Source organism: Chryseobacterium cucumeris, assembly GCF_016775705.1.
GTDB classification, from domain to species: domain Bacteria; phylum Bacteroidota; class Bacteroidia; order Flavobacteriales; family Weeksellaceae; genus Chryseobacterium; species Chryseobacterium cupriresistens.
In genome coordinates this window covers 504763-518605 of the sequence record NZ_CP068760.1, presented here as the reverse complement: position 1 = coordinate 518605, position 13843 = coordinate 504763, and the positions used below count along the sequence as shown (strand labels likewise).

Genomic DNA, 13843 nt, shown 5'->3' with positions numbered 1-13843 from the left:
ATTTCAAATCTTAATATGAAGTACTTTAAATTTCTCATAGCAATCTGCTTTTTTGGAATGTTTTTTTCCTGTGGCGGAGATGATGATATCTGTGAAAGCGGAGAAGGAACCCCGAGAATGAAGGTAGGTTTCAGAACATTGGCGGAAGGAAAGGATACAACCATAGATACATTGTATGTATCAGTAGACTATGGCGGAGGAAAGGTGGATTTGGGAAAACTTGCCAACATTGATTCCAGGTTAATTCCTTTACGTGTAGACAACTCACCCTATACGGATGTTTATTTCAAAACCAGATTCAAAGGCCCGGAGTCTCATGTAAGAATTAGCTATAGTACAAAGTCTACCTATGTATCTCCGGGGTGCGGAATCAAAAAATCTTATGAGAATTTAAGTTCAGAATTAGTAACTCCGAATCCTGTTCTGAAACTGGAAGCCGGGCAAAATCAAATAGAGAATGAAGACAAGACTAATCTTTACCTTTCTTTTTAGTTTATTGGGAATAATAAGCTGGGCACAAGAGAAAAAAAAGGAAGCAGAAAAGAAAGTTCATGAGAAATATGAACCCAATTTTATGGTTGGCCTTGATGTACTGAACACCGGAGCCGGATTCTTTTCAGACAGAAAACTGTATCAGGGATTTATTTCGTCAAAGATAAAAGGAAATCTGCATGCTATTGCGGAAGCAGGTTTTGAAAAGAATGTGTATCAGAAGAATGGTTATGATGCAAAAGCAAGCGGTCCCTTCGTTAAGTTGGGGGCTTTCTATATGCTGGCAAAAGATGCAGAGAATGAATTCAACGGATTTTATGCTGGTGGAAAAGCAGCAGGATCATTCTATAACCAGGAATATATGGCAATTCCCGTTCGCGGATTTGGGGGAAGCAGTTCCTCTGAAGCATTTCCTTCATCCTCTCAGTCTTCTTTCTGGCTTGAAGGTACATTGGGGGGCAGAGTGCAATTGTTTAGTTCCAATTTTTATATAGATGTAAATCTTCAGCCAAGATATATGGTTTACACTTCCAAACAGGATGATATTTCTCCAATGATCGTTCCCGGCTTTGGAAGAAGTTCCTCAAAGTTTAATATGGGGTTTGCATGGAATATTGCTTATAAGTTCTAGAAATAACTGCTCTTACCATTTAAAATATAAAAAACACAAACTTTAGATTGTCCTAAAGTTTGTGTTTTTTTTAATGAATGTTACTTATAATTTTTATAAATGATAATTCTTGAATTGTACAATATATAGAATATAAAATTAATCATATTCTTTGATTTGTGTTTTTTTTAATGAATATGTTTTTTAGATGTATAATATTAAAAAATATTAAGTTATTTCATTTGTTTGATTTATAAAATAGCTATATTTGGCGGAAATTATAATTGTGTTTTAATTTATGAAAAGAGTATTTACTGCTTTAATGTTAACTTGCATAGGAGGGGCAGTGTTCGGGCAATGGACACCTACTTCTCTTAAAAAAGGAGACGACAACAAAAGAAGTACAGGATTTAGAGTAGATCAATCTAATGTAAGAGGTAACGGGTACTATAAACTGGACCTGAACTTACTGAGATCTCAGCTGAAGAATGCACAGGAAATGGGAGCTAATTCCACTCCTGTAGTAATTTCTCTTCCTACTATGAGCGGGAAGATTGAAAGGTTTAATGTATACAGTTTTCCGGTAGTTGTAAAAGAACTGGCAGACAAGTATGAATTAGGATCTTATGTTGGAACAAGTGTCGATGACCCTACCAAATACTTAAGATTCAGTATCGCTCCTAACGATTTTCAGTCAATGATTATCCATGGAGATAAATATGAATTTATCGATCCGGCATCAGCAGACAAAACGATTTATGCTGTTCATCCTAAAACAAAAAAGGATAAGAACGGTTTCCTGTGTTCTACAGAAGAATCTCCTGCTGCTAAGAAGGAAATAGATGCTTTATTGAAAAATGGGCAGTCTTTTTCTAATCAGCCAACAACTTTTAACAAAAGTTCTGATAAGAAATACAGAACAATGAGACTGGCAATGTCTGTTACAGGTGAGTATACACAATACTTTATGACACTTGCAAACGTGCCTGCCACTGCTACAGATGCCGAGAAAAGAGCTCCTGCATTAGTTGCTATCAACAATACTCTGACCAGAGTAAACGGAGTTTTTGAAAAAGATTTTGCTCTGCATTTGAATTTACAGAATTTCCCAAATGTAATTTATATTGATCCTAATAACGATCCATATGCAGCAGCTGCAACGGGATCACAAGGGGCTTGGAACACACAGCTGCAAGCAGCTTTGACAGCCAATGTTGGAAACGAAAACTATGATATCGGACACTTGTTCGGTAAATCAGGAGGTGGAGGAAACGCCGGATGTATCGGGTGTGTATGTATCAATCCTACAACTGCAGTTCCTAAAGGAAAAGGTTCAGGATTTACTTCTCCGGCGAATGGAATCCCGTCTGGTGACGCCTTTGATATCGATTATGTTGCACACGAAATGGGGCACCAGTTAGGAGCTAACCATACTTTCTCTCATAATCTTGAAGGAAGCGGAGTAAATATGGAACCAGGTTCAGGAACTACCATCATGGGATATGCAGGTATTACCGGCCCTGATACAGATGTTCAGCAAAACTCTGATCCTTATTTCCATAAAGCAAGTATCGGTCAGGTACAGGCTAATTTAATTGCAAAAACTTGTGATGTAGAAACTACAATTACCAACAATCCACCGGTAATTGCCGATCTTCCAACATATACTATACCTAAAGGTACTGCTTTTGCTTTAACAGGTTCTGCTACAGATCCTGAAAATGATCCAATGACTTATTCCTGGGAAGAGGTAGATGATGCTTCAGTTTCTATTGATAAGTATAATTTAGGAAATACAACATCAGGAGCTTCATTCAGATCTGCTGCTCCAAACGCAAGCCCGACAAGATACTTCCCGAAATTTACTTCTGTAATGAGCGGAGTTTTAAATAACGCGAACAATACATGGGAAGCCGTATCTACTAAGGCAAGAACTACAAATTTTGCATTAACGGTAAGAGATAATAATTCCAATGTAGCCCAACAGCAATCTGCTTTTAAAATTCAGACTATTGTTGTAGGAGATAATGGTCCTTTCAGATTAGCTAACCAATATGCTGATGTGAATACTCCAACGCCAGTTCAATGGATTGTTGCCAATACCAATGCAGCTCCTTATAATGTTGCTAATGTAAAAATTGATTACACTACAGATAACGGAACAACCTGGACGGTATTATCAGCATCAACACCTAATGACGGATCCGAAAACTTCACTTTCCCTTCTTCATTGAACGGTCAGACAATTAAAGTAAGAGTTTCTTCAATAGGAAATGTTTTCTATGCGGTAGGACCTGTAAGTATTGCACCTCTATCTGCTTGTAGCAGTGCTGCTCCAACTAACGTTGTTGTAAGTAACATTACAGTGTCTTCAGGAAGTGTATCCTGGATGTCTTATACAGGCGCAACTTATAAAGTACGTTACAGAAAAGTAGGTACAACTGTATGGACTGAAGCTGATACAGCAGTTCCTTCAATCAACTTAAGTAACTTAATTGATGGTACAACGTATGAAGTTCAGGTAGCTTTAGTTTGTGGTACTACAGTAGGAACATATTCTACATCCGTAAACTTCAGTACACCTGCACTTGCTTACTGCGCAGCTGCTTCAACAAGTTCAGACTATGAGTATATTGCCAATGTGACACTTGCGAATGTAAATAACACTTCTGTAAATAGTACATATACAAACTATACAACAAATACAGCACTTCAAATTAACTTAACAAAAGGGAATGTTTACCCTATGTCTGTTACTGTAGGGAACTCCGGTAGTGCTGATTATGATACGGTAGCTGCATTTATAGACTTTAACAAAGATGGTGTTTTCAGTGATTCAGAAAGAGTATTGAATTATCCTGTAACATTAACGCAGCCATCAACTGTAGTAAGCGGAAACGTTACAATTCCAGCGAATGCAGTAGAAGGACAGCCATTAAGAATGAGAGTTGTAGCATTCTATGTAGGTGCTGGAACTGGAGGAGGTAACATTGGTTTATCATTACCTTCAGATTATGTTTGTGGAGAACTTTTCGATGGTGAGGTTGAGGATTATAATGTAGTGATCACAGGTAACCTTTCTACTTCTGAAAACGATGTTAAAAATAATGGTATTCAGATTTATCCAAATCCTGCAACTGATGTTTTAAATATTACTAAAGTTTCAGATAAAGCAACTTATAAAATTTATAGTGCTGCCGGACAATTAGTAGACAGAGGAAATATCAATAATGGAAAAGTAAATGTTTCAGCTTTAGTGAAAGGTGGTTATATAATTACTATTGATGATAAAGGAATTGAACAGTTCAAATCTAAATTTATCAAGAAATAAAGATAACCTTTAAATATTAGTAAATCCCCGGAACTTCCCGGGGATTTCTTTATTTAGATCATAAGTAGTTAATTTGTTATTTTTTTATAAAAAAAACATAAATGTACTTATAAATTAATAATAAAAAATGATTAGATTTGTGTGATTAATATTATAATGAAAACATTATGAAGAAATTCTTTACCTCTTTAATTCTGTTTCTCTGTTTGATTTGCACAGGCTTTGTATCCAAAGTCTCGGCTCAGGCAGGCCAGATCGGGACAGGAACGGGTACCTCTGTGTATCTCCCCATACGTTCCTATTATGGGTATAGTTATTCTCAGCAGATTTATACTGCTGCAGAGCTTACGACTGCTATAGGTACGTCAAACTATATCACGGCTATAAAGTTTTATTCCACCACCGTTGCATCCTCTCAGGCTGTATATAAGGATTGGGTGGTATACATGGGAAATACAACCCAGAATAACTTTGCCACCAATACAAGCTGGATTCCGGTAAGTTCTATGACTCAGGTGTTTGACGGAGTTTTACCTAACTTAACGAATGGAAGCTGGGTAACTCTTCAATTGTCTACACCATTTTTATGGAATGGAACAGACAACCTTGTGGTTGCTGTAAATGAAAAAACTCCTGATTATGCATCTTCTCCAGGTACGGCCTGGGGATCATACAATGCAGGAGCAAACAGGGGGATCATCTATTATGAAGATAGCGCAAATCCTGATCCTGCAGCACCTCCTTCTGCAAAAGACAGACTTGCAGATATTCCCAGAATACAGTTGGAAAGCCACCCGCTTCCGGCTTGTTCAACAGCTCCGCCTACCAATATTACAGTTTCAAACCTGACAACAACTTCTGCTAATATAGGCTGGTACCTTTCTGCAGGTGCCACTTATGTTGTAAGATACAGACCTGTATCAGGAGGAGCTTGGACAACAATCAATGTGACAACTCCTATGGTCGCAAACCAGATTATTACCGGATTAACTGAGCAGACTCAGTATGAAGTTCAGGTAGCGACTGTCTGTGGAGGAACACAGGGAGCATTCTCTTCCAGCGTCAACTTTACAACTCCTGCACTTACTTATTGTAATTCCGCTGCTACGAGTACCTATATTGATGGATATATCAATCAGGTTTCTGTAAATGCACAAGGTGCTCCGTCTATGTACAGCAACTCCGGTCAGAGTGGCTATACAGATTACAGTACAGATCCTGCAAGAGTAGTTACTTTGGTAAGAGGAGGTACAGCTACCGTTTCAGTTTCAAAAACGTGGCCAGGCTACCAGTACGGCTTCTTGACAGGAGTTTGGATTGACTTTAACCGTAATGGTGTTTTTGAAGCGAGTGAAAGAGTACTTACTTCACCAAGTAATACAACAACTCCGGTTACCGCTACATTTACAGTACCAACTGCTGCCGGTGGTGCTTATACAGGAAACCTGACTACAAAAATGCGTGTTGTATTAAATGAATACAGCCCAATTAGTGCTTGTGGAACTTATTATTATGGTGAAACTGAAGACTATGCAGTAAAACTTATCGATTTGGCTGGATGTTCTACAGCACCGCCATCTAATATCATGGTTAATAATGTAACCCCTTCTTCAGCGAATGTTACTTGGACATCCACTACAGGAGCTACTTATATCGTAAGATACAGAGTTTCTCCTTCCGGAGCATGGCAGCAGATTGCAGTAAATACACCATTAATCAGTAACCAATTACTTACCGGATTATTGGAACAGACTGCATACGATGTACAGGTAGCCACTGTTTGTGGAGGTACTACAGGGGCATTCTCACCAACTGTTACCTTTACAACACCTACTCTTACTTATTGTACAGCAGGTCCTACAAGCAATACTGCAACAAGCGGATATATTAATAATGTAACTGTTACTCCTACGAATACTCCTATTATGATGAGTAATTCCGGATCTGACAATTATAAAGATTATACACCGGATGCTACAAGAGTAGTAATCTTTGAAAGAGGTTCAGCAAATAATAAAATTTCTGTAAACAAATACTGGCCGGGTTCTCCTTCTTCATATGCAGTTTCAGCCTGGGTAGACTTTAACAGAAACGGAACATTTGAAACCAGTGAAAGAATTCTTAATACCACATACAATACAACTACTCCTGTAACGGCTACTTTCTCAGTACCTACCGTTGCAAGTGGTAACGTGTATACAGGAACTCTTCCTACCCGTATGCGTGTAGTAATGAGATATTTTGATAATGCTAACCCTTGTGGTACATTCACTCAGGGAGAGGTAGAAGATTATGCAGTAAAATTTGTAGATGCTCAGCCTTGTTCAACGGCCGCTCCAACAAATATTACAGTAAATAATATCGGAGCTACTACAGCAACGGTATCATGGGTTGCTACTGCAGGAGCTACTTATAATATCAGATGGAGAGTTTCTCCGGGTGGAGTGTGGCAGACAGCTACAGTTCCTGCGGGTCAGAACTTCTATGGAATTACTGGTCTTACAGAGCAGACTAATTATGATGTTCAGGTTTCTACAACTTGTAACGGTTCCACAGGTTCTTACTCGTCAACAGTAACATTCACAACCCCTCCATTAACTTACTGTCAAATGACAGGAACGGGTACGAATGACCATATTTCGAATGTAACAGTTACCTCTTCGAACCTTGGAGTTCCTCCGATGAATAATACTTCGGTACAGACCAATTATATCAGTTATACTTCTCCGGAAACTCTTATTACTTTAGATGTAGATTCTCAGAATAATAAAATTTCCGTAGCAAAAGGCTGGACAGGTGCAACAGGTAACGATGCTGTAACAGCCTGGATCGACTTTGACAGAAACGGACAGTTTACAGATGCCGAGAGAATTTTAATTTCTCCAGCCAACACAACAACTCCGGTGACGGCTACTTTTGCAGTTCCTTCGAATGCTTACACAGGACTATTAACAACTACAATGAGGGTTGTACTGAAACGTACAAATGCTCCTGTAATGTGTCAGAACGCAGTAGATGGAGAAGTAGAAGACTACAGAGTAAGAATCAGACCTTGCAGCAATGCAACTCCTAACGCACCAACATTTACAACAACGCATACAACAGCTACTGTTACCATCACAGGAGCAGGAGTAAGTTATGTGGTGAGATACAGAGTGCAGGGAACAACTGTCTGGACGCAGGTATATGCTTCTGCACAATTAGGTAACCTTCCTTTAGTAATCAGTGGATTGACTCCAGCAACTACTTATGAAGTAGAGGTTGCGGCAATCTGTGGAGATATCGTTGGAACGGCAACACCAATCAAAACATTTACTACAAGATGTGATCCTACTCCTCCGAATGTAACAGTAACTAATATTACTCCAACAACAGCATTGATTACGTGGTCTCCGCTTGCAGCAAGTTCTACGTATACCATGAGATGGAGAAAAGTAGGTAGTACAGGGCCATGGAATATAGTGAGTTTACCGGCAGCTCCTGCCAATACTTATGTATTAGGAAGTGCAACTCCTCTGGAGCCATACACAACTTATGAAGTACAGATTGCTAACCAGTGTAACGGTGAAAGTACATTAAATCCATATTCAAATCCTAAAGTATTTACAACAGAAAGAATATGTGAGATTCCGCCTCCGGGACTAACAATTACCCAATTGCTTCCTACATCAGCGGCAATTCAGTGGGATCCGTTCCCGGGAGCAACATATGTTCTTAGATATAGAAAAGTAGGAATTCCGAGCTGGACAGAAGTACCATCATTAGTTAATAACCTTGTATTGACAGGTCTTACAGAATTAACAAAATATGAAATGCAGGTAGTGAATATCTGTAACGGTACACCAGGAAACTATACTCCTCCTTACTACTTTACAACTCCTACAGTAATCTACTGTAAGATGAAGGCTGAAAACTCAACAGGAGAGCATATCTCTAAAGTTACAGTGAAGCCTACTGGTAAGAAAACAATGGAGAATGAATCCGGAGCATCGACGTATACAGATTACACAGGAGTTCCTAAAACATTCATCGAGATGATCCAGGGCTCCACTGACAATGAGATCATCATTGAGAAAAAATGGACAGGAACTACTTACAACGAAGGAATCGCAGTTTGGATTGACTTCAACAGAAACGGAGAGTTTGACATCAATGAAAGAGTATTTACTTCTTCACCAAACTCAAACAGCCCTGTTTCAGGTAAATTCAATGTACCGGCAGATGCCTTTGTAAGTATGACAGATTATAAGTATGTAGTGATGAGAGTAGCCATGTCGAGAGACGGTATCCCTGTAAACTGTACTGACTTCAAAAACGGAGAAGTAGAGGATTACACGGTAAGAATCTCTAAACCTGTTGTCGCTAACCCGGTTGATCAGACAAGTGTTATGATTTATCCTAACCCGGTAAGCTCAGTACTGTTTGTAAAAAATGTTAGCAAGAGGGCTAAATATAAGATCTACAATGCAGCCGGACAGGTTATCGCAGACGGTATCCTACTCAACAACCAGATCAATGTAAGCAGATTGATTAACGGTGTTTATGTAATTGATATCGATGACAACGGTACTACTACCCAAAAGAAATTTATCAAAGAATAATCATTTAGATTTCAAATAGAATAAGCCTCCGGAAATGGAGGCTTATTTTTTTGTAAAAGATCTCGGAAGAATCCGTCCCCTCAGGAAAAATTTTTTGCAGAAAAAAACTCGTTAGAAAAGTTTCTAACGAGTTTTTATTTATTCAATACTGAAGATCACTTTTTCAGTTTCTTCTTTTAATTCTTCCAGATTGGTATTATTGTAGATAATGCAGTCTGCCATTTTAATTTTATCCCTTTCGGGCATTTGTTTTTCCATGACCGTTTCTACCTCGCGGTAGGTTTTATTATCCCTGTCCATTACTCTTTTGATCCTGATGTTATCCTCGGCTGTTACCAGAAGAGACTTATAACATTGTCTGTTAAGTTTCAGTTCAAACAGTAAAGCTGTTTCTTTAAAAACTAAATATTTGCTTTGTTTCTTAACCCAGTTTTCAAAATCAATTCTTACAGCGGGATGAATAATTTCATTCAACTGCTGAAGCAGATCTCTGTTATTAAAAACTTTATCCGCTACAAATTTTCTGTCGTACAATCCGTTTTCATCATAAGCATCTTCGCCAAGAAGTTCTTTGATTTTTATTTTCAGATCTTCACTCTCATTAACTATAGCTTTTGCTCTGTCATCGGAATAATAAACCGGAAAGCCGAATTCCTCTATGAAGCGCGCAACTGTGGTTTTTCCGGAACCTATTCCTCCTGTTAAACCAATGATCTTGGGTGCTGGTTCCGGCTCTGTCTGCTGTGTTTCTGAATGTAATTCTTCCATAATTAAAAATTAATATCCAAAAACATCATTAAAGCTAAACGTCTCATCAAGTCTTACCCCTTTATCGGTCATTTTAAGACTTGCCAGTTCGTTATGAGCATCATGTTCAAAGAACAATAAATATTCGTTGTCTACACACTGCTTAAGGAATTTCCCTTTTTCTTCCAGTGTTAAAAGAGGTCTGGTATCATATCCCATCACGTATACCTGATTGATATGTCCTGCGGTAGGAATAAGATCGGCTGCAAAAACAACCGTTTTTTCCTGATATTGGATTACCGGAAGCATCTGCTTTTCCGTATGTCCGTCTACGAAGATAACATCCATCTTCAGATCAGGAGCGAAACCGTAATTTCCGGTAGTGGGAAGTGGTAAAAAGTTAAGTTGTCCGCTTTCCTGCATCGGCATAATATTTTCCTTCAGAAAGCTGGCTTTTTCCCTTGCATTGGGTTCTATAGCCCATTGCCAGTGGTTTTCATTCGTCCAGAAGTTGGCGTTTTTAAAGGCAGGTCTGTATCCGGTTCTGTCGTCATTCCATTCTATAGCTCCGCCGCAGTGATCGAAGTGAAGGTGAGTAAGGAATACATCCGTAATATCTTCCTTTATAAAGCCGTATTTTTTAAGATTTTTATCAAGAGTATCGTCTCCCCAAAGAGAATAATGTCCAAAAAACTTGTCATCCTGTTTGTTACCGAGACCGCAGTCTACCAGGATTAATTTTTTTCCATCTTCAATAAGCAGAGAACGGGTTCCCAGCTCGATCAGGTTTTTTTCGTCTGCCGGGTTTGTTTTTTCCCACAGACTCTTCGGGACGACTCCAAACATAGCACCGCCGTCCAGTTTAAATTTTCCACATTGTATTGGATATAACTTCATATGTATATTTTGATTATTTCTTTATTAATTTCATTTTCTCCGCAATTTTTCTTGCGTTATCATCAGACTGTTCAAGTTGGCTGATAATATTATTAAAATCACTTTCTTTTCTGTTCTGAGAAAGTTTTTGTTTGATGAATATTTCGGTTGGAATAACTTTAATCCCAAAAGCACCTTTCATTTCCTTTTCCACAAATTCCCTTCCCATGTCTTTCACCATCATTGGACATTGCTGGAAATTTTCATATTTGGACGTTAATTTATCCAAATGGACATACAGTTCATCATGATCCATTATTTCAACTTTTCCCCGGATTTGTACCGCCTCATAATTCCAAGTGGAAACATTAATATGATCATACCAGCTGCTGGATATATAAGTGTGGGCTCCCAAAAAGTCACAAAGAACTTCATCACCATCTTGTAAGGTTTTTGCCTGGGGATTTGCTCTTGAAATATGAGTTTCAATATAGACATTTTGAGGATCATCTTCATTAAGCATCATCATAGAATGGGTTGCCCGTATCTTATCAACAGAAGAAATCAGTAAAGCAAAAGAGTTTTCTTTGATAATCTCTCTCATCAAATTGTAATCTTCGCTTCTGTATAATTTAGGTATAAACATAAACTAATCAATTCTCATTAACCTTAAACTAAACTTTAAACGTTGAACTTCAAACCCAAAACTTTGAATTAAAATAGTTCTCCCGGGTTTTTAGGTCTTGTAATATTCAAATGTTTGTAAGCTTTGTCGGTAACTTCCCGTCCTCTTGGAGTTCGGATAATAAAACCTTCCTGGATCAGAAACGGTTCATATACTTCTTCCAGGGTTTCCGGATTTTCGGCAATTGATGTTGCCAGGGCAGAAATACCAACCGGTTTTCCTTTAAAATTTTCAATCATGACACGCATGATTTTATTATCCATTTCATCCAGACCAAATTCGTCCACGTTTAAAGAATCCAAAGCATATTTGGTAATCTTGATCTCAATCTCACCGTTTCCTTTGATTTCGGCAAAATCACGTACTCTTCTCAGTAATGCATTGGCAATCCTTGGCGTTCCACGGCTTCTTCTTGCTATTTCTATCGCAGCATCTTCATAAATGACAACTCCTAAAACCCTTGCACTTCTCTGAATAATGGTTGATAAAAGTTCAATAGAATAATATTCCAGCCTGCTCTGAATCCCGAATCGGGCAAGCATTGGCTTCGTAAGCATTCCACTTCTTGTAGTAGCTCCCACCAGAGTAAACGGATTTAAGGCGATCTGTACACTTCTGGCATTGGGACCTGTTTCCAGCATAATATCAATCTTATAGTCTTCCATAGCAGAATACAGGTATTCTTCCACTACAGGAGAAAGACGATGAATCTCATCAATGAAAAGAACATCATTTTCTTCCAGATTGGTCAATAAGCCCGCTAAACTTCCCGGCTTATCCAATACTGGCCCGGAAGTAATCTTGCAGTTTACCCCAAGTTCATTAGCGATAATATTGGCCAAAGTCGTTTTACCAAGCCCCGGCGGACCGTGTAATAAAACATGATCTAGTGCTCCGCCACGTCTTTTCGCAGCGGTAACAAAAACTTCAAGGTTCTCCAGCGTTTTTCTCTGTCCCGCAAAATCTTTAAAGCTTTGGGGACGGATCTGCTCTTCCTGCATCAGCTCCTCGTTTGAGTAGTTTTCCTTATCTGGATGTAAAAAATCTGGCATTAATTCATTTCATTTACTTCAAAGATAGCAAATTTAGACAAAGGTTGAAGGCCAGATTGAGAAAACGTTGAGATTGATACAGCGGTTTAAGCCTGGGTTGAAAATGAGAACCGCTAAGATTTAAATAATTGGGATATTTTAAGTATTTTTGAGAGAAGAAATTATTAATACATATTAATGAAATTAATAGGACCATTTAAGCAGGTGGTAACACTTGCTAACTTACCCTTAAGAGGAAAACTTTCTGATGAACAGCTTGAAATTATTGCAGACGGAGGAATTGTAGTAGATCAGAATACCATTCAGAAAGTTGGAAGTTTTGAAACATTAAAAACAGAAAATCCCACTATAGAAATTGAACATATTGAAGGAGAGCAGGTTGTTCTTCCTGCTTTTGTAGATTCACATACCCATATTTGTTTCGGAGGAAACCGTGCCAACGATTTTGCGATGCGTAATGCAGGGAAAACTTACCTTGAGATTGCAGAAAGCGGTGGTGGAATCTGGAGTTCCGTACAGCATACAAGAAATGCATCAGAAGAAGAACTGTTAAAAACTTTAATAGAAAGAATCAACTTTTTGGTTGATCTGGGAATTACCACCATTGAAGTGAAGAGCGGCTACGGTCTGGATGTGGAAAGCGAGTTGAAGATGCTTAGAATTATTAAAAAAGCACAGAATGAAACTAAAGCCACTTTAGTTCCTACCTGCCTTTCAGCACATTTAAAACCAAAAGATTTTGAAGGAAGCAACCCTGAATATCTGGAATATATCCTTACCGAAATTTTACCGAAAGTAAAAGAAGAAGAATTGGCAAACAGAGTAGATATTTTTATTGAAAAATCTGCTTTTCAGCCTGAAGAAAGTAAAGAATTCTTATTAAAAGCAAAAGAATTAGGTTTTGAAATTACCGTTCATGCAGATCAGTTTACCCCTGGAAGTTCAAGAATTGCAGTAGAAGTAGGAGCGAAGTCTGCAGACCATCTGGAAGCAACCATTGATGAAGATATTCAATTCCTTGCAGAGTCTGACACCGTAGCAACAGCTCTTCCCGGAGCGAGCCTTGGACTTGGCGAGAAATTTACCCCTGCAAGAAAATTATTAGACGCAGGTGCTATCGTGGCTATTGCTAGTGACTGGAATCCGGGCTCTGCCCCAATGGGAAATCTCATTACCCAGGCATCTATTTTAGCCACCTTCCAAAAGCTTACAACAGCTGAAGTTTTGGCAGGGATGACCTTCCGTGCTGCTTTTGCATTGGATCTTGAAGACAGAGGACAATTGGAAACAGGGAAAAAGGCAGATTTTGTCACTTTTAAAACCAATAATTTCCAGAATATACTGTATAACCAGGGAAGCCTGAAAACTGAACATGTTTATATTGATGGAAATCTTATATAAAATTATTAAATAACCATATTTGTTCTTCAATCGATGCTGATTGAATAA

9 protein-coding genes are annotated in these 13843 nt (G+C 38.5%); 5 read left to right on the top strand and 4 right to left on the bottom strand.

Annotated features, from left to right (window positions below):
* The first annotated feature begins 15 nt into the window (after window positions 1-15).
* The 4 genes from JNG87_RS02385 (at window position 16) to JNG87_RS02370 (ending at window position 9034) form a co-directional block, all read left to right on the top strand.
* Window positions 16-492 carry a hypothetical protein gene (locus JNG87_RS02385; RefSeq protein WP_202841498.1) on the top strand — a complete coding sequence of 159 codons (477 nt, stop codon included), beginning with the start codon at window positions 16-18 and terminating at the stop codon, window positions 490-492.
* Window positions 458-1123, top strand: coding sequence for a DUF6048 family protein (locus tag JNG87_RS02380; protein ID WP_202841497.1), 666 nt, complete (start codon window positions 458-460; stop codon window positions 1121-1123). The genes JNG87_RS02385 and JNG87_RS02380 overlap by 35 nt, the downstream gene beginning before the upstream one ends.
* 277 nt (window positions 1124-1400) lie before the next feature.
* Window positions 1401-4433 carry a reprolysin-like metallopeptidase gene (locus tag JNG87_RS02375; protein WP_202841496.1) on the top strand — a complete coding sequence of 1011 codons (3033 nt, stop codon included), beginning with the start codon at window positions 1401-1403 and terminating at the stop codon, window positions 4431-4433.
* 167 nt (window positions 4434-4600) lie between these two features.
* On the top strand, window positions 4601-9034 hold the full coding sequence (locus JNG87_RS02370) for a GEVED domain-containing protein (RefSeq protein WP_202841494.1): 4434 nt from the start codon (window positions 4601-4603) through the stop codon (window positions 9032-9034).
* Between the two features lie 138 nt (window positions 9035-9172).
* Here the strand turns inward: JNG87_RS02370 and coaE are convergent, their stop codons facing one another.
* The 4 genes from coaE to ruvB all read right to left on the bottom strand — a co-directional run bounded on the left by coaE (window position 9173) and on the right by ruvB (window position 12394).
* Window positions 9173-9802 (bottom strand): dephospho-CoA kinase, encoded by a 630-nt coding sequence (coaE, locus tag JNG87_RS02365; RefSeq protein WP_202841492.1) that lies wholly within the window; start codon window positions 9800-9802, stop codon window positions 9173-9175.
* 9 nt (window positions 9803-9811) lie between these two features.
* Complete coding sequence (locus JNG87_RS02360; protein ID WP_202841490.1) at window positions 9812-10678, bottom strand: MBL fold metallo-hydrolase; 867 nt, start codon at window positions 10676-10678, stop codon at window positions 9812-9814.
* Between the two features lie 13 nt (window positions 10679-10691).
* Window positions 10692-11303: an FMN-binding negative transcriptional regulator gene (locus JNG87_RS02355; RefSeq protein WP_202841488.1), complete on the bottom strand. Its 612-nt coding sequence runs from the start codon at window positions 11301-11303 to the stop codon at window positions 10692-10694.
* A gap of 68 nt (window positions 11304-11371) precedes the next feature.
* Window positions 11372-12394, bottom strand: coding sequence for a Holliday junction branch migration DNA helicase RuvB (ruvB, locus tag JNG87_RS02350; RefSeq protein WP_202841486.1), 1023 nt, complete (start codon window positions 12392-12394; stop codon window positions 11372-11374).
* A 177-nt stretch (window positions 12395-12571) separates the two neighbouring features.
* Here ruvB and hutI point away from each other — a divergent pair, with 177 nt between their 5' ends.
* Window positions 12572-13795, top strand: coding sequence for an imidazolonepropionase (hutI, locus tag JNG87_RS02345; RefSeq protein WP_202841484.1), 1224 nt, complete (start codon window positions 12572-12574; stop codon window positions 13793-13795).
* The last annotated feature ends 48 nt before the right edge of the window (window positions 13796-13843 follow it).

What these genes read in the sequence shown, in the direction of transcription:
- JNG87_RS02360 (WP_202841490.1), bottom strand. Translation starts at nt 10,678, where the DNA reads ATGAAGTTATATCCAATACAATGTGGAAAATTTAAACTGGACGGCGGT.
- JNG87_RS02385 (WP_202841498.1), top strand. Translation starts at nt 16, where the DNA reads ATGAAGTACTTTAAATTTCTCATAGCAATCTGCTTTTTTGGAATGTTT.
- ruvB (WP_202841486.1), bottom strand. Translation starts at nt 12,394, where the DNA reads ATGCCAGATTTTTTACATCCAGATAAGGAAAACTACTCAAACGAGGAG.
- hutI (WP_202841484.1), top strand. Translation starts at nt 12,572, where the DNA reads ATGAAATTAATAGGACCATTTAAGCAGGTGGTAACACTTGCTAACTTA.
- JNG87_RS02375 (WP_202841496.1), top strand. Translation starts at nt 1,401, where the DNA reads ATGAAAAGAGTATTTACTGCTTTAATGTTAACTTGCATAGGAGGGGCA.
- coaE (WP_202841492.1), bottom strand. Translation starts at nt 9,802, where the DNA reads ATGGAAGAATTACATTCAGAAACACAGCAGACAGAGCCGGAACCAGCA.
- JNG87_RS02370 (WP_202841494.1), top strand. Translation starts at nt 4,601, where the DNA reads ATGAAGAAATTCTTTACCTCTTTAATTCTGTTTCTCTGTTTGATTTGC.
- JNG87_RS02380 (WP_202841497.1), top strand. Translation starts at nt 458, where the DNA reads ATGAAGACAAGACTAATCTTTACCTTTCTTTTTAGTTTATTGGGAATA.
- JNG87_RS02355 (WP_202841488.1), bottom strand. Translation starts at nt 11,303, where the DNA reads ATGTTTATACCTAAATTATACAGAAGCGAAGATTACAATTTGATGAGA.